17 protein-coding genes are annotated in these 15,258 nt (G+C 57.4%); 8 read left to right on the plus strand and 9 right to left on the minus strand.

Annotated elements, in window-relative coordinates:
• The first annotated feature begins 10 nt into the window (after positions 1-10).
• Entirely contained in the window at positions 11-739 is a 729-nt protein-coding gene (locus tag J3P75_RS18645; RefSeq protein ID WP_434707759.1) for an aspartate/glutamate racemase family protein, read from the plus strand.
• A gap of 105 nt (positions 740-844) precedes the next feature.
• On the opposite strand, the gene J3P75_RS18650 is transcribed toward J3P75_RS18645, so the two are convergent.
• Entirely contained in the window at positions 845-1,768 is a 924-nt protein-coding gene (locus tag J3P75_RS18650; RefSeq protein WP_434707760.1) for a LysR substrate-binding domain-containing protein, read from the minus strand.
• 125 nt (positions 1,769-1,893) lie between these two features.
• On the opposite strand from J3P75_RS18650, the gene J3P75_RS18655 reads away from it, so the two are divergent.
• Entirely contained in the window at positions 1,894-2,640 is a 747-nt protein-coding gene (locus J3P75_RS18655) for a 3-oxoacyl-ACP reductase family protein (protein WP_434707761.1), read from the plus strand.
• 77 nt (positions 2,641-2,717) lie between these two features.
• On the opposite strand, the gene J3P75_RS18660 is transcribed toward J3P75_RS18655, so the two are convergent.
• The gene (locus J3P75_RS18660; RefSeq protein ID WP_434707762.1) at positions 2,718-3,413 is read right to left on the minus strand and encodes an HAD-IA family hydrolase; all 696 of its coding nucleotides are present in this window, start codon (positions 3,411-3,413) and stop codon (positions 2,718-2,720) included.
• A gap of 239 nt (positions 3,414-3,652) precedes the next feature.
• Between J3P75_RS18660 and J3P75_RS18665 the strand changes: the two genes are divergently transcribed.
• From J3P75_RS18665 to J3P75_RS18685, 5 genes are all read left to right on the plus strand, one after another.
• Positions 3,653-8,509 carry an RHS repeat-associated core domain-containing protein gene (locus J3P75_RS18665; RefSeq protein ID WP_434707763.1) on the plus strand — a complete coding sequence of 1,619 codons (4,857 nt, stop codon included), beginning with the start codon at positions 3,653-3,655 and terminating at the stop codon, positions 8,507-8,509.
• Entirely contained in the window at positions 8,506-8,892 is a 387-nt protein-coding gene (locus J3P75_RS18670; RefSeq protein WP_434707764.1) for a hypothetical protein, read from the plus strand. Before J3P75_RS18665 ends, J3P75_RS18670 begins: the two co-directional genes overlap by 4 nt.
• Before the next feature lie 293 nt (positions 8,893-9,185).
• Positions 9,186-9,599 carry a DUF6896 domain-containing protein gene (locus J3P75_RS18675; protein ID WP_093103123.1) on the plus strand — a complete coding sequence of 138 codons (414 nt, stop codon included), beginning with the start codon at positions 9,186-9,188 and terminating at the stop codon, positions 9,597-9,599.
• A gap of 187 nt (positions 9,600-9,786) precedes the next feature.
• Entirely contained in the window at positions 9,787-10,230 is a 444-nt protein-coding gene (locus J3P75_RS18680) for a DUF6896 domain-containing protein (protein WP_434707765.1), read from the plus strand.
• Positions 10,231-10,325: 95 nt separating this feature from the next.
• Entirely contained in the window at positions 10,326-10,700 is a 375-nt protein-coding gene (locus J3P75_RS18685) for a hypothetical protein (protein ID WP_093103128.1), read from the plus strand.
• 68 nt (positions 10,701-10,768) lie between these two features.
• Here J3P75_RS18685 and J3P75_RS18690 read toward each other — a convergent pair whose 3' ends face one another.
• From J3P75_RS18690 to J3P75_RS18705, 4 genes are all read right to left on the minus strand, one after another.
• Positions 10,769-10,936, minus strand: a complete 168-nt coding sequence (locus tag J3P75_RS18690) for a hypothetical protein (protein WP_172833288.1) — start codon at positions 10,934-10,936, stop codon at positions 10,769-10,771.
• 117 nt (positions 10,937-11,053) lie between these two features.
• Positions 11,054-11,473 carry a YMGG-like glycine zipper-containing protein gene (locus J3P75_RS18695; RefSeq protein ID WP_090282530.1) on the minus strand — a complete coding sequence of 140 codons (420 nt, stop codon included), beginning with the start codon at positions 11,471-11,473 and terminating at the stop codon, positions 11,054-11,056.
• A gap of 135 nt (positions 11,474-11,608) precedes the next feature.
• Positions 11,609-11,980, minus strand: a complete 372-nt coding sequence (locus tag J3P75_RS18700) for a bacteriocin (protein WP_434707766.1) — start codon at positions 11,978-11,980, stop codon at positions 11,609-11,611.
• A 298-nt stretch (positions 11,981-12,278) separates the two neighbouring features.
• Positions 12,279-12,467, minus strand: a complete 189-nt coding sequence (locus J3P75_RS18705; RefSeq protein ID WP_434707767.1) for a hypothetical protein — start codon at positions 12,465-12,467, stop codon at positions 12,279-12,281.
• Between the two features lie 224 nt (positions 12,468-12,691).
• Here J3P75_RS18705 and J3P75_RS18710 point away from each other — a divergent pair, with 224 nt between their 5' ends.
• Positions 12,692-12,970: a hypothetical protein gene (locus tag J3P75_RS18710; RefSeq protein ID WP_434707768.1), complete on the plus strand. Its 279-nt coding sequence runs from the start codon at positions 12,692-12,694 to the stop codon at positions 12,968-12,970.
• Between the two features lie 55 nt (positions 12,971-13,025).
• Here J3P75_RS18710 and J3P75_RS18715 read toward each other — a convergent pair whose 3' ends face one another.
• The 3 genes from J3P75_RS18715 to J3P75_RS18725 all read right to left on the minus strand — a co-directional run bounded on the left by J3P75_RS18715 (position 13,026) and on the right by J3P75_RS18725 (position 15,141).
• Positions 13,026-13,346, minus strand: coding sequence for a YbjQ family protein (locus J3P75_RS18715; protein ID WP_332761740.1), 321 nt, complete (start codon positions 13,344-13,346; stop codon positions 13,026-13,028).
• Positions 13,347-13,442: 96 nt separating this feature from the next.
• Positions 13,443-14,723: a Y-family DNA polymerase gene (locus J3P75_RS18720; protein WP_434707769.1), complete on the minus strand. Its 1,281-nt coding sequence runs from the start codon at positions 14,721-14,723 to the stop codon at positions 13,443-13,445.
• Positions 14,710-15,141, minus strand: a complete 432-nt coding sequence (locus J3P75_RS18725) for a LexA family protein (RefSeq protein WP_434707770.1) — start codon at positions 15,139-15,141, stop codon at positions 14,710-14,712. Before J3P75_RS18725 ends, J3P75_RS18720 begins: the two co-directional genes overlap by 14 nt.
• Positions 15,142-15,258: the final 117 nt, after the last annotated feature.

The raw sequence follows: 15,258 nt of genomic DNA on the forward strand, positions 1-15,258 counted from the left end.
GGATGTCCCCATGCGTATTCTCGTGGTCAACGTCAACACCACCGAATCCATCACCGAAGCCATCGCCCGCTCGGCGCAGGCTGTCGCTGCTCCCGGCACAGAAATCGTCGGCTTGACCCCGCATTTCGGCGCCGATTCGATTGAAGGCAACTTCGAAAGCTATCTTGCCGCCATCGCCGTGATGGACCGGGTAATGTACTACGACCAGCCGTTCGACGCAGTGATTCAGGCCGGCTACGGCGAACACGGCCGCGAAGGCTTGCAGGAACTGCTCAACGTGCCAGTGGTGGACATCACCGATGCGGCGGCGAGCACGGCAATGTTTCTCGGCCACGCCTATTCGGTAGTGACCACGCTGGACCGCACCGTGCCGCTGATCGAGGATCGGCTGAAACTGTCCGGTCTGTGGGATCGTTGCGCGTCGGTACGGGCCAGTGGCCTGGCCGTGCTGGAGCTGGAACACGAGCCGCAGCGTGCACTGGAAGCGATTGTGAATCAGGCTGAGTTGGCGGTGACCCAGGATAAGGCCGAGGTGATCTGCCTGGGTTGCGGCGGCATGGCCGGGCTGGATGAGCAGATTCGTCGGCGGACCGGGGTGCCGGTGGTGGATGGCGTGACAGCGGCGGTGACGATTGCCGAAGCGTTGGTGCGCTTGCGTTTGTCGACGTCTAAAGTGCGCACTTATGCGACGCCGCGGCCGAAGAACATTGTGGGCTGGCCGGGGCGGTTTGCTCGATAGACCGCGTTATCGTTCATCGCGAGCAGGCTCACTCCTACAGTGGACGCATTCCAAATGTAGGAGTGAGCCTGCTCGCGATGGCCGCACCTCGGTCAAAAGCCCTGCTCAAATGGCACTGAACCGCCGCGCCAACCCCGTTTCGGCAAACTGCTCAATCACAAAATCCACAAACGCCCGGGTCTTGCCCGGCAACAATTTATGCTCGGCGTAGTAAATCGAAATATTCCCATCATCGACAAACCAGTCCGGCAGCACCCGCTGCAACGTCCCCGCCTGCAGATACCCGACCGCAAACGGCATGCTCACCAGGGCAATGCCCAACCCTTGCATTGCCGTCGCACACGCCGCTTCAGAATCGCTCATGGTCATCCGCGCCTGCAGCACCAACGGACTGTGTTGCCGGTCGCGGTGGGTCAGTTGCCAGGACCGCACGCGCCCGGTTTGCGGCGAGCGAATCAGTATGCCGTCGTGCGGTTTGAGGTCGTCCGGATGAGTGATCGGCGGGTGCGCCGACAGATAGTCCTGCGACGCGACCAGCACCCGATGGGCCGGTGTGAGCTTGCGTGCGACCACGCCTTGAGGCAGATCGAAACCACCGCCAATTGCCGCATCGAAGCCCTGGCCGATCAGATCGACCTGACGATTATCGAAATGCCAGTCCGGGTTGATCGCCGGGTAACGCCGCAGAAACTCACCGAGCAACGGCACGATATACAAGCGTCCGAACACCGTGCCCATGCTGACTTTCAACGTTCCGGCCGGCTGCCCTCCGGCGCTGGCCAGATTCGCCACGGCATTCTGGATCGTGGTCAGGCTGGCGCTGACTTCGCTCAAGAACAGTTGCCCCGCTTCGGTCAGCGCCAGGCTGCGTGTACTACGCTGGAACAGCCGTACGCCGAGCCGCGCCTCCAGTTTCGCCACGCTCTTGCCGACTGCCGCCGGGGTCAGACTCAAGCGGCGCGCGGCTTCGGCGAAGCTGCCAACCTCGGCACTGCGCACGAAGCATTCGATACTGCTGAACGTTTCCATGATCACCACTATAAACTTCCGGTTTACACAGACTATAGCAATCAGGGTCTACACGGTGGTCGATGCGACGCCGATACTCGGCACCAACACCAAGGCATCCCGCCTTGAACATTTGGAGATCGAACATGACCACTCAACACTTCAGCGGCAAAGTCGCTCTGATCCAAGGCGGTTCGCGCGGCATCGGCGCTGCTATCGTCAACCGTCTGGCCGCTGAAGGCGCGGCCGTCGCCTTCACCTACGTCAGCTCCGCCGCCAAGGCTGAAGAATTGCAAAACAGCATCACCGCCAACGGCGGTAAAGCCCTGGCGATCAAGGCTGACAGCGCCGACGCCGAAGCCATCCGCGACGCCGTCAGCGCCACCGTCGAAGCCTTTGGCCGCCTCGACATTCTGGTCAACAACGCCGGCGTGCTGGCCATTGCGCCGCTGGAAGACTTCAGTCTGGAAGATTTCGACCGGACACTGGCCATCAACGTGCGCAGCGTGTTCATTGCTTCTCAGGAAGCAGCGAAGCACATGGGCGAAGGCGCGCGGATCATCAACATCGGCAGCACCAACGCCGACCGCATGCCCTTCGGCGGCGGCGGTGTGTATGCGATGAGCAAATCGGCGCTGGTCGGTCTGACCAAAGGCCTGGCCCGCGACCTCGGCCCGCGCGGCATCACCATCAACAACGTACAACCGGGCCCGGTCGACACCGACATGAACCCGGCGCACGGTGATTTCGCCGAGAGCCTGATTCCCTTGATGGCCGTCGGCCGTTACGGCACCGCCGCGGAAATCGCCGGTTTCGTCGCTTATCTGGCAGGACCGGAAGCCGGTTACATCACCGGTGCCAGCCTGACCATCGACGGTGGTTTCGGCGCCTGATCTTACTGAGTCGCCTGAACGTAAAAACGCCGCCGCTCCGTCTATGGAGCGGCGGCGTTTTTTTTTGTTTCAGATGTTCAGGCCCATTCGAGCATCGGCAAACCGAAGGCACTCGGGGTGAAGCCTTTCAAGGTACGAAGAATGCCGTCGGCGTGTGCGTACTTTTCATCGGGCATCGCGGCATCGGGGATCGCGATGGCGGTCATCCCGGCCGCTTTCGCGGCGGTCACGCCGAACGGCGAATCCTCGAACACCAGACAATCCTGCGGCGCGACACCCAGACGTCGTGCGGCGGTAAGGAAGATATCCGGCGCCGGTTTCGCTGCGCCGACTTCCGGATCGTCGGCGGTGACGATGAAATCGAACAGCGCGAACCAGTCGCGGTGCAGCGTGGTTTTCTGGCCGAACGACTGACGCGAGGAACTGGTGCCCACGGCGATCGGAATATTATGCGCCTTGAGGTGCCGAACCAGTTCTTCTGCCCCCGGCATCGCTTGCGCCTTGGGAAAACGCTCGCGCATCAAGGGTTCGCGGATCTGCAGAAACTCTTCGGCGGTGATCGGCAGCTCCAGCGCCTGCACCACGTAGTTCGCCAGATCGTTGGCGCCCCGGCCGATGATGTTCTGTTTGATGCTCCAGTCGAAGGTGCGCCCGTAGCGCCCGACAATCAGCGAAGTGACTTCGGTGTAAATGCCCTCGGTGTCCAGCAGCAAACCGTCCATATCGAAAATCACGGCCTTGATCGGGCCCAACGCGTTCAGCGGTGCATTCATCTCGGATCCGTTATCAATGACATCCCAGGCGGCAAAATGGCCGCTGCTCGGATCGGATTAAAGGGTTCAGCAGCATAGCGAGACCGACAGACATTGAGCAACGGCCAATGTCCGTGGGCGCAGAAACACTCGCGAAAAATTAGCGAAACCTCCTACAGACACTGCCTACTTCCCCGACTTCTTTCTCGTTTGATCCCCCGCAAAGTCCCCGCACCTTTTATGTGCGCGAGCGACTGCGAATGTTTGAACCTGATCGGCTCCTGGCCCTGAACAACAGCATCGGTTTGCTGGTGGTGGCCGCGCTCAATCCAAAGCAACCGGATTTCGAAGCCCTGATCGGCGAATTCCGCCTCTGCCTGAACAACTACGACGCCTGGGCCGAGCAGTTCTGGACCGGCACTGCGCTCGACATCGAGCAGGTGTTTAGCGTCGGCAACGACGTGCGCCTCAGTGCGCCGATCACCTCGCGTGAGCCGCTCAGTTCATCGGTGGTCATGTGTTCGGCCAGCGGGTCTTTGACCCTGGTGCACCTGTTCGAGGCCGCGCGTTTTGTACCGATCGGCAATACGCCGGTGACGCTTGAACCGCTGCTCAGCGAGGTCGACGGCGTCCAGACCTTCGGCGAACCGCTGCGCTACACCATCGGCCCCAGCGGCATTCTGCAAGTCACCGACTGCGATCGGGGCCAGCGTTATCGCATCACCTTCTTTCCCGATGTTTCCACTGCGCAGGTGCGGGCGTTGTATGCCTCTTATGAAGGGCTTATCGCGGAACTGGAAGGCTGGCTGCGCGGCGAATGGACCGGGTTTCAGCCGCAGTGGACGGAGTTTTCCAGCGCCGGTTTTCTCGACCGTTACGGGCAGTTGCAACGGGCCGACTGGCGCGGTTTCGAGAACGCACTCAACGGCGTTTGGGACGACATTAAACAGGTCTTCGCCCTCCTCGCCGACTTGCAGGTTAATAGCGAAAAACTCCTCGAATACCTGAGCGACCTCGAACTGGAGGCGTTGCTTGCGGCTTCCAGCGAGGCCATCGCCAACGCGCTGTTGATGCTCAGCGACGAGCCGCTGCTGTTCATTCATCTGGCCGCGTTTACCAGTTGGCTGAAGATGTTGCCGCCGCAGTACCTCGCCGAAGTGGTGGCCGAGGTGCGGGTCGAACTGCTGGTCAGCTTTCTGTTGATGCGCGTCGCGGGTGGTGCTGGTGTGTCGCTGCGTTTGAGCAGCAAGGTGCTGGACAAGATCAAGTCGCCGCGGGCGCGGCAATGGCTGGCCGCCTCGGCACTGCGCCTGGCGGAGCTGAAGTCGACGACGCCGGAACTGAACAAGCATGCCAGTGCGTTGAAACCGCTGATGCTGCATGCGCGTGAGGTGGCGCTGAAACCGACGCCCTCGATCCCGCTGAACATTCGTCAGGCCGATTCGGTGGTGCTGACCGTGCCGAATCCGGCGCCGCTGGCGCGGGCCAAATCTGGCGGCTCGACGCGGATGGAGCGCCACGAGCCGCACGACGACTCCCCCGATCAGGCCAAAAACCCGAACGGCGACAGCGCCGATTGCGTGCCGCTGACCTGCACCAATGGTTGCCCGGTGTCGATGGTTACCGGCGAAGAGCTGCTGACGCTGACGGATGCGGTGCTGGATGGTGTGCTGCCGTTTGAATTCAGCCGTTTGTATCGCTCAAGCGCCGTCGAGATCGACATTGGCCTGGGGTTCGGCTGGAGCCATTCGCTGGCGCATCGGCTGGAGTTTTGCGCTGATGAAGTGGTCTGGGTCGATCACGAAAACCGGCGTACGCGGTTTCCGTTGCCCAGTGCGACCCGGCCGGCGATTCACAACAGTCTGTCGCGGGCGGCGATTTTTCTTGGCGACGAACCGGAAGAGCTGATTCTGGCGCTGGCCGGCGAGGCGGCGCGGTTTTATCACTTTCGCGCCGGACGGCTGACCGCGATCAGCGATGTCTACGGCAATCGTCTGACCCTGCAACGTGACCGCTCCGACCGCATTCAGCGCCTAGACAACGGCGCCGGGCGTTCGCTGCTGTTGCGTTATGACCGGGCGCAACTGGTTAGCGTGGATTATCAGGTGTTTCGTGAGGGCGCCTGGCACACCGAGCAGCCCCTCGTTAGTTATGGCTTCGACGCCTATCAAAATCTGATCGAAGCGACCAGCGCGGTCGGCGACAGCGAGCGTTACGACTACGACGACGCTCATGTGATTCTGCAGCGGCAACTGGCTGGCGGCGCGAGTTTCTTCTGGGAGTGGGAGCGCCCCGGCAAGGCTGCACGTTGCGTCAGGCATTGGGCCTCGTTCTCGCAAATGAACACCCGCTACGTCTGGGCCGACGACGGCAGCGTCGCGGTGCAGTACGTCGACGGCACCGAAGAAACCTACGTCCACGACGACCGCGCGCGGCTGGTGCGCAAGGTCGAGGCGGACGGCGGCGAACACCTCAAGGCCTATGACGCTGAGGGGCGGTTGATCGCCGAGCAGGATCCGCTGGGCGCCGTCACCGAATACCGCTACGACGAGGTCGGACGGCTGATCGCGCTGATTCCGCCGGACGACGCGCCAACGTCCTACGAGTACCGCAACGGTTTTCTCTACCGGCGCACCCGCGGCGATGCGGTGTGGATTTATCGGCGCAACGCCGAGGGCGACATCACCGAAGCGGTCGACCCTGACGGTCAGGTCACCCATTACTACTACAACGTGCGCGGCCAGCTACTGTCGATCCGCTACCCGGACAGCAGCCGCCATAAGCTGGTGTGGAATCCGCTTGGCCAGTTGACCGAAGAAACCCTGCCCGACGGTGGTGTGCGGCGTTTTTCCTACGACGCATTGGGGCGGCGGACGACGACTGCCGACGAACACGGCGCCGTCACCCGTCAGCAGTGGGACGCCGTTGGCCGGCTGATCCAGACGACATTTCCTACCGGCAGCAGCCGCGCCTACAGCTACGGCGCCTACGGCCAGGTCACCGCCGAACGCGACGAACTCGGGCGGATCACCCGTTACGAGTACGACGATGACCTGCACCTGGTTTCACGGCGGATCAACCCCGACGGCACACAGGTGCAGTACCGCTACGACCACGCGCAACTGCTGCTCACCGAGATTGAAAACGAGTCGGGAGAAAAATACCGGCTGGACTACACGCCGACGGGATTGATCCGACAGGAAACCGGCTTCGACGGACGACGCACGGCGTATGCCTACGACCTGAACGGGCATCTGCTGGAGAAGACCGAATTTGGCGATGACGGCTCGCAGCTGGTCACCACCTATAAGCGCGATGCGGCCGGACGCTTGCTGGTCAAGACCCTGCCCGATGGCATCAAGGTTGAATATGCCTACGACCGTCTCGGCCGTCTGATCGCCGTCGACGACGGCCACAACCACCCGCTGGCCTTCGAATACGACCGTCAGGATCGGCTTATCACCGAACACCAGGGCTGGGGCACCCTGCGTTACGGCTACGACGCCTGCGGTCAGCTCAAACGCCTGCGCCTGCCGGACAACAGCAAGCTCGACTATCATTACGCCAAGGGCGGCGCGCTGAGCGCAATCGACCTCAACGGCACGCCGCTGACCCGCCACGTCTACCAGTTCGGCCGCGAAGTGCAGCGCCAGCAAGGCCTGCTGCTCAGCGAATATGCCTACGACGAACAGGGAAGATTACTGGCTCACGCCGTAGGCCATCAGCGCGATTCGCTCTACCGCCGCGATTATGCCTACAGCGCCAACGGCAACCTCGCCCACATCGCCGACAGCCGCCACGGCCAACGCACCTATGGCTACGACGCCCTCGACCGGCTGATTCGCGTCCGCCATTCGCGCGACGAACTGCCGGAATCCTTCGCCCACGACCCGGCCGGAAACCTGCTCATGCAGGACCGCCCCGGCCCGAGCCAGATCCTGGGCAATCGCCTGCTGATGCAGGGCGACCGGCATTACGACTACGACGCCTTTGGCAACCTGATCCGCGAACGCCGCGGCAAAGAACAAGCACTCGTCACCGAATACCGCTACGACAGCCAGCACCGCCTGATCGGCCTGACCCGCCCCGACGGCCAGACCGCCACTTACCAATACGACGCCTTCGGCCGGCGCATCCGCAAAACCGTCGACGGCCAGACCACCGAATTTTTCTGGCAAGGCGACCAGATCGTCGCCGAAAGCAGCGAAAACGAATACCGCAGCTACGTCTACGAACCCGGCACCTTCCGCCCGCTGGCACTGCTCGACGGCAAAGGCCCGAAAAAAGCCTGCCCGTTCTACTACCAACTCGACCACCTCGGCACGCCGCAGGAACTCACCGACTACGGCGGCGACATCGTCTGGTCAGCGCAATACGACGCCTACGGAAAAGTCGCCGCACTGACCCTGGCCGGTGACGATTACCTGAACCAGCCGCTGCGTTTTCAGGGGCAGTATTTCGATGCTGAAAGCGGGCTGCACTACAACCGGCATCGGTATTACGACCCGAGGCTGGGACGCTATCTGACGCCGGACCCGATCAAGTTGGCCGGAGGGTTGAATCAGTACCAGTACGTGCCGAATCCGACGGGGTGGGTGGATCCGTTGGGGTTGACGTCGAACTGCCCGCCGCCGAATAAACCTGGGTGTGAGGTGCCCGGGGGGAGTGATGGGGTTAAGGTTGATGAGGGGGAGCCTGATGCACCAACGCCTAAGAAAAAGCAGGAATACCTGTACCGAGGAGACTCAAGAGACCCGTCCGATGTTTTTGTGAACGGATTCAAAAGCAAGGGAGACAGCGAGGACTTATTCCTCCACTCCATTGATAGCGATTTTCCTCCAAGCGGCTATATCAGCACCTCCCCCTCTAGAGACGTGGGAAAAGAGTTTGCTACCAGCTTTTTTACAAAAACCGGGTTTCTTTATACCTTGAAGAGAGTCGAGGGTTATGATTTGAAGCAAGAATTAGGAAACCGGTACAAATTTTCCCGAGAACAGGAATTCGCCGTTCCAAAAGTTATCAAAAATGAAGATATTCTAGGCGCCACGATAATTATTGATGATGGGCGTGACTTTGGTTACTCCATCCCGAATCCATATAGGAAAATTGACAAATGATTTCGGAGTTCAAAATTATCGTAGAAAAAGAACATACAATCAAAGATGTAGTTCTGATTTGCGACAGCGAAAAAATGAGCATAACTCTAAGCCTGGACGGATTATCGCCAAAAACATACACCGGCAAAAATTTTTATCACTGTTTCGGCTTAATCCGCAAGGACAACCCTCTAGTAACTTTCTTTTGCAAAGGATCAAAGTTGAATGTTCACCCCTCGAGCTTATCATCACAAATGTCTCTTGGATTAAAAGCTTATGAATTGACAAATGGAGCAGAACCATCACTGAAAAACGTGGTATCGATATTTGACTACGAAAATGAAAACCTAACAAACTCACCTGAACTACAGAGAGAATTTTTCTTACAGTGGATAGGGTCTTAGGGGAGAAAGATATAATTTTGACGACAGAATTGACAAATGGCGCCGATATAAATTTTAAGAAAGACGCAAGCCGAGCCTTAACCAACACTACGTAAAGACGCTTTCTAGAAATAGATCGGCAGGGTAAAAGAAACACATGAGCAAGACCAAGAGCAATCTCACCAAGGCTAAAAACTATTACCACCCCCACAGAGCACGAAGCATTTTTTTAAACAAAAAAATGCAATCCAGCTAGCTAGCTAGCTAGCTAATCAAATCATTGGACTAGATATTTTTTAAACCCGGAGAAAAGGATGAGTGAACAAAATGAAACTTTGGATACTCTGATACATGACTTTATTTCTATGGTAGAGACAAGCACGCTGCTACTTGAAAAAAAATTTGGCACTCGAGACATTCGAAGGCTTTGGCATACCAAGGCGATAAAGCGTCGCGGAAGAGTCACTCGAGGCGTTAAATATGAATTGCACGGCATTGGCTGCCGTATCAATCTATCGACAGGAACCGTAGATTTTGACTATGGACCTAATGGTGAAATCAATGGGTTTGACATTTGGCGTTTATACATTTTTGCCTGTGAAAGACCATCTAAATATAGAAAATATTGCGACAAAGAAACAATCAAAAAAGAATTCGCCGAACATATAACTCAAAAAAAGATTAAGAAAATCTCTTTCGTTAGCAACTTATATATATTGGCCACGTGAAAGAAACCGAAAAAAATAAAACACATATAATCATGCCGACTTCCGCATCTGCCTATGAGACAAACACCAAAATTCGCAACATAAAAATCATTAGAAATATTGGGAAAACTATTTTTGAGACAAGAGCGAACAAAACATGTCAGCCGAAAAGACTCGATACCGATCGACTGGATAATCATAAAAGACCATGAGTAACAATAATGATAAGTCTTTAGAAGATTTGATAAAAGACTTCCTCAGCAAAGTTGAGAAAGGAACAACGCTTCTACAGAAAAAATTTGGTACAAAAAACATTCTTAGACTCTGGCGAAGTGGCCAAATAGAGCGCTGCGGGGGAATTAACGATAGCGTTGAGTATGAGTTGCACGGTGTAGGCTGTGCCATCCACTTTCCCACAGAGTTAGTAGATTTCGATTACGGCCCAAACAACAGGATCGACGGCTTTGACGTGTGGCGTATTTATATGTACGCCACCGACAGGCCTGAAGAGTACAAAAAATACACTGACAAAAACTTTCTTGAGAGTGAGTTCAAGTCTTATATAGCTTCAGGCAGAATCGAAAAAATGTCGCCCTCCGATGACCTCTATGTACTAATCGCCCCGCCTGAAAACTCTGAAAACGAGACTTAAGCACCTGCTGACTCTGGCGTTTATGCCAAAGTTCAATTCTTAAAAACCTCACTGATCATTTCAATCTCTGAAAGAAAGAACAGCATGGCTCGCAGATGACTAAGAAATATCCCGCGCATATTGTCGAAATCGACCCAATCATTGAGGAAATGCTACTGCTCAGCGTCAACGGTGTGACTGTGAGATGTTTCGCAGGCCACTGCCCGTCAGTCATCGAAGTAGGTGAGACCTACTCAGCCGAGTTCGAAATGGTGTTGCCGGACGAAATAGACATCTCAAAATGTGATGGCAGCGAAACACGTGTCGAGATGCTTGACGACGGTTTCTCATGCGAGATCCACGGGCGCTTAGAAGGCGACACGCTCAAGTCGTTCGTCGAATTTGCGGATCAAGATATCCACTTCGATTTTCCGCACCTCAATGGTCAGTATGTAAAAATCAGAGCACAAAGAATCGACGTCTCGTTCTGAAGAGCTGATTTTCTGAAGGGCCTGCTGAGTCAGGCCCTTAAACCATAACTCAAACTCTTAACATCCCCTCACTGCTCATCCCCATCCTCCTCATACTCCATATCCGCCTCATCCGAATCATTCAACGGCACCGTCGCATCATCCATCAACGACCCCGGATCCTCGTTCCCCGGATCATTGATAAACGGCTGTCCATTCGGGCCCTTTTCTTCTTTGCCTTCGGTTTCAGGAGTCATGGCGAACCTCTTGATCGCGTGGATATATGACGTTCGAAAAGCCCTGCCGCCAATCGTTCCTCTTTCCAACTGCCAGACACGAAAAACCCGGCGCCAGGCCGGGTTTCCGTTGATCAATCAGCGATGTTTATTTTTGTGTTTGTTCTTGTGCTTATGGCCGCCGGAATGAGAACCACCGTCGTCGTCGCCAAGGTTGTTACCGACCGCACCGCCCGCTGCGCCGCCTAGACCGGCGCCAATAGCGGAGCCGGTGGAGCCGCCGAGGCTGTTGCCGACGACCGAGCCGCCTGCGGCGCCAAGACCGCCACCAATCGCGGCCTCGGTGCGATTGCGTTTGTCCGCGCCGACAGCGCTGCCGGCCGCGCCGCCAACACCCGCGCCGACCGCTGCGCCCGTGCTGCCGCCGAGTTGTCCGCCAACCACATTACCCAGCACACCGCCGAGACCACCGCCCACGGCAGCGCTGCCGTCTCCGGCAGCCATCGCGCCCTGCGCCACGAACAAACCGAAAAACAGTGCAGATAATGACAATCGCATTTGAACCTCGCAGTTCCCGAATCGGGACGTTCCGCCCAAGCGGGGCGTATGCAGATTGGAGATGATTTCTGGCGAAACGTTCAGCCATGAAAAAGCCCGACATCAAGTCGGGCTTCCTCTGACCAGCCAGCAGGCTCAGTGGCGCTTGTGACCTTTGCCCAGGTTGCTGCCCACTGCGCCGCCGGCGGCACCACCCAGACCTGCGCCAATAGTGGCGCCGTTCCGGCCGCCCAGGCTATTGCCGATCACCGAACCACCGGCTGCACCGACACCGCCGCCGATCGCCGCTTTGGTGCGGCTGCCCTTGCGTGCAGCGACTGCGCTGCCCGCTGCGCCCGCGACGCCAGCGCCAATAGCGGCACCCGTGCTGCCGCCCATTTTCTGACCGACCACATTGCCCAACGCGCCACCCAGGCCACCGCCCAGCGCAGCGGTGCCATCGCCGGCAGCCATTGCACCTTGAGCAACCAGTAGGCCAATAACCAGAGCAGGCAGTGTTAAACGCATGACGAAAACCTCAAATAAACGGGATGAACAAGAAGGGCCGGGATTTAATGCGCTCGGCGCGGGAAAGTCCAGACGCAAGCAGCGACGTTTGGACCGCGATCAGAGAAAAGGTTTTATGCCGGACAAAAAAAAGCCCGCTGGGGAGACGGGCTGGAGACTTGCTTTCTAACGGATGGCTTCACCCTACGTTGACCAACGTGAAAAGTTTGTGAAAAAAAACCCACATTTATGTCAACGCCGCGGGCGCATTTCTGCGCTCGTAAAAAACCCCGCTCGATGACGGGGTTACGGGGCAAAATCACTTTCGGGTCCTTGCCGTGACCTTGGGCAGGAACTTCGCCTTGGGCCCTTTGGGGGCCACAGATTTGATTTTGCCAATGCTCACCGGATCTTCGCCAAAACCCGACTGATACTCCGACTGACCGCAGCGCACACAATTGTTGAATGAAAACTCAGCGCCATCGTCTTCGACATACGGACTTGTCATAGCCTCTCCCCTGCGTAACCGGGTCGACACCGGCAAAACAGCTTTGCCTGAAAAAATATCGCCCTAGCGCCTTTGAGACTAGTCGGTCACTACTGGACTTGCCGTTCAACCATGCTGATCACCGACGAATGGATCAAGCGTCGCGACCACAGCGATCCTCCCCTAAAGATTTTCTTTGAACGGCCGTTGCCCTTTTTCCAACAAATGAATCTCAAGGAGAGATCATGCAGATCAACGGTTTTCCCAACATGCCAGTCGTAAAACTCACGGACGAGCAGATCGCAGCCGGCAAAGCCGCTGCGGAAAAACTCAAGGAAAAGATCGCCTCGGGCGAGATCACCATCAAATACCCGGATAAACCGCTCTTGCAGCCGGGCGTCGTCTATCACCCCAGCGAGCCAGTCCCATCGCCTCAACCTGACGGGACACCGCCTCTTGTCGCCATCGATACACCGCTGACCTATGACGCAAAAGGTACGGTGATTCTCAAGCCTCAAGGCTGATTGATGCGGCCAGGCCCATTCCTTGTGTGAATGGGCTTGGGCCTGACGGCGATGATCAGCGCAGCTTCACCGCCGTTCCGGTGACAAAAACCACCACCATGCCCCCCTTGCCTGCCGGCATGCTGATCTCGAAATCCACGCCGACCACGGCGTCAGCCTGCAACGCCCGCGCGCGATCCTTGAGTTCGTCGGTTGCCTGAACGCGAGCTTCCTTCAACGCCCGCTCCAACGTCTGCGACCGCCCGCCAAAGAAGTCGCGCATGCCCGCGAACATATCGCGGATAACGTTGACGCCTTGCACAGATTCAGCACTGACAATGTCCAGATACGCTGTGATCTGCCGCCCCTCGACGGAATGAGTGGTGGAAATGATCATGAGAAAAGTCCTTTTATTGCAAAAGTGAAAGCCGCGATTGTAAGGCCGATCCACTCGATTGAAGCAACGCGACGCCAAACCGTAATCCTTGTTGCCTCAATTGCATTTAACCACCCACAACTGATCGATCCTCGTGGTAAAACTCGAACTCATCATCTCCCGCCGCATCCCCCAGGCCGGATCCGCCGGCACGCTTGCCGCGCGCAGCGTCCCGCTGCCCCAGCGCTGATTGATCCGATCCAGAACCCCCATCACTTTCTCCGCCGCCAGCGGTTGTGCCTCAGCAAACAAGTCCTGAGTAAATTCTCCGGGCTGGCGCAGATCCATCAACAACACCTCAGCCTTGCTGTACTTGAAGCCCGGTCTGAACAACCGGTCAATCGCCTCGCTCGCCGCCTTGCACAGCAAGCGCACGTCGTTCGTGGGGCACGGCAGCTCGATCAGCGCACCATTGGCATACTTGGCCTCCTCCGGATTGAACATGCCGGTGCGAATGCTCACGCGAATCTTCTTGCATAAGGAGTCCTGCGCGCGCAGCTTTTCGGCCGCACGATGCACATAGGTCGCCACCGCTTCCTTGATCGGTTCGATTGTGGTCAGGCGGTTGCCGAACATGCGGCTACTGCAGATTTCCTGCTTCGGCGGCTCTGTTTCCGACAGCTCCAGACAGGACGTTCCGCCCAGTTCGCGCGCGGTCTTCTCAATCACCACGCTGAACTTGCGCCGCAATGTCCACGGGTCGGCCTTCGCCAGGTCCATCGCGCTTCTTATGTGCATGCTTTCGAGATGAGCCTTCATCCGCCGGCCGACGCCCCACACGTCACCCACGTCGGTGTTGCGCAGCACCCAGTCACGCTTGACCGGGTCGCAAATATCAACCACGCCGCCGGTATGCGCCTGCAAACGTTTTGCGGTGTGGTTGGCGAGCTTGGCCAGCGTCTTCGTCGGAGCGATACCGACGCCGACCGGGATACCGGTGCGTTTGTAAACGGCGGAACGAATGGTCCTGCCAAATGCCGTCAGATCGCCAGGAATGCCACTGAGATCTGCGAACGCTTCGTCGATGCTGTACACCTCGACGGCCGGCACCATGGATTCGATGATCGTCATCACCCGTTCGCTCATGTCGCCATACAGCGCGTAGTTGCTGCTGAACACCTGGATGCCGTGGCGGCGCAAGTCATCGCGAATCTGAAAGTACGGCGCACCCATTTTCACAAAAGGCTTGGCATCGTAACTGCGCGCAATAACGCAACCGTCGTTATTGCTCAGCACCACGATCGGCGTCTTCGCCAGATCAGGCCGGAAGACCCGCTCACAACTTGCGTAGAAGCTGTTGCAATCGATCAGCGCAAAGACCTGGTCACGATTTGCCATGGTCGCGCACGCTGTAAGTCACCACGCCCCAGATAACCAACTCGTCGCCCTCCATCACATAGCGCGGCGGGTATTTGCTGTTGGCGGACAGGAGAATAATGGTGTTATCGCGCATGTGCAGACGCTTGCAAACCGGCTCGGAGTTGAGCCCGGCGATAACGATATCGCCATGCTCGGCAGTGCGGCTGCGATCGACAATCACCAGATCGCCGCAAAATATCCCGGCATCGCGCATGCTCTCCCCTTCGATCTTCGCCAGATAAACGTGCGGCGCCCGAATCTCGAAAACCTCATCGAGGGAAATGTGCTTTTCGATGTGATCAGCCGCCGGCGAAGGAAAACCCGCAGGAATCTGAAACGAATACAGCGGAAGCCTTTCGCCGGCGTCGGCAAGGGAACCAAGGAAGGTGACGCTCATGTGACGAACCTGATAGTGAAGTTACTGTATGCACATACAGTAAACGCGTGAGACTTCAGTCGGTCAATGAGGTGTGTAGGAGATTTCGACGGGTGACAGGGTTTTGTACAATTTCAT

It is taken from the genome of Pseudomonas sp. R1-1, from assembly GCF_051132135.1.
GTDB lineage: Bacteria > Pseudomonadota > Gammaproteobacteria > Pseudomonadales > Pseudomonadaceae > Aquipseudomonas.

What these genes read in the sequence shown, in the direction of transcription:
- J3P75_RS18645 (WP_434707759.1), top strand. Translation starts at nt 11, where the DNA reads ATGCGTATTCTCGTGGTCAACGTCAACACCACCGAATCCATCACCGAA.
- J3P75_RS18650 (WP_434707760.1), bottom strand. Translation starts at nt 1,768, where the DNA reads ATGGAAACGTTCAGCAGTATCGAATGCTTCGTGCGCAGTGCCGAGGTT.
- J3P75_RS18655 (WP_434707761.1), top strand. Translation starts at nt 1,894, where the DNA reads ATGACCACTCAACACTTCAGCGGCAAAGTCGCTCTGATCCAAGGCGGT.
- J3P75_RS18660 (WP_434707762.1), bottom strand. Translation starts at nt 3,413, where the DNA reads ATGAATGCACCGCTGAACGCGTTGGGCCCGATCAAGGCCGTGATTTTC.
- J3P75_RS18665 (WP_434707763.1), top strand. Translation starts at nt 3,653, where the DNA reads ATGTTTGAACCTGATCGGCTCCTGGCCCTGAACAACAGCATCGGTTTG.
- J3P75_RS18670 (WP_434707764.1), top strand. Translation starts at nt 8,506, where the DNA reads ATGATTTCGGAGTTCAAAATTATCGTAGAAAAAGAACATACAATCAAA.
- J3P75_RS18675 (WP_093103123.1), top strand. Translation starts at nt 9,186, where the DNA reads ATGAGTGAACAAAATGAAACTTTGGATACTCTGATACATGACTTTATT.
- J3P75_RS18680 (WP_434707765.1), top strand. Translation starts at nt 9,787, where the DNA reads ATGAGTAACAATAATGATAAGTCTTTAGAAGATTTGATAAAAGACTTC.
- J3P75_RS18685 (WP_093103128.1), top strand. Translation starts at nt 10,326, where the DNA reads ATGACTAAGAAATATCCCGCGCATATTGTCGAAATCGACCCAATCATT.
- J3P75_RS18690 (WP_172833288.1), bottom strand. Translation starts at nt 10,936, where the DNA reads ATGACTCCTGAAACCGAAGGCAAAGAAGAAAAGGGCCCGAATGGACAG.
- J3P75_RS18695 (WP_090282530.1), bottom strand. Translation starts at nt 11,473, where the DNA reads ATGCGATTGTCATTATCTGCACTGTTTTTCGGTTTGTTCGTGGCGCAG.
- J3P75_RS18700 (WP_434707766.1), bottom strand. Translation starts at nt 11,980, where the DNA reads ATGCGTTTAACACTGCCTGCTCTGGTTATTGGCCTACTGGTTGCTCAA.
- J3P75_RS18705 (WP_434707767.1), bottom strand. Translation starts at nt 12,467, where the DNA reads ATGACAAGTCCGTATGTCGAAGACGATGGCGCTGAGTTTTCATTCAAC.
- J3P75_RS18710 (WP_434707768.1), top strand. Translation starts at nt 12,692, where the DNA reads ATGCAGATCAACGGTTTTCCCAACATGCCAGTCGTAAAACTCACGGAC.
- J3P75_RS18715 (WP_332761740.1), bottom strand. Translation starts at nt 13,346, where the DNA reads ATGATCATTTCCACCACTCATTCCGTCGAGGGGCGGCAGATCACAGCG.
- J3P75_RS18720 (WP_434707769.1), bottom strand. Translation starts at nt 14,723, where the DNA reads ATGGCAAATCGTGACCAGGTCTTTGCGCTGATCGATTGCAACAGCTTC.
- J3P75_RS18725 (WP_434707770.1), bottom strand. Translation starts at nt 15,141, where the DNA reads ATGAGCGTCACCTTCCTTGGTTCCCTTGCCGACGCCGGCGAAAGGCTT.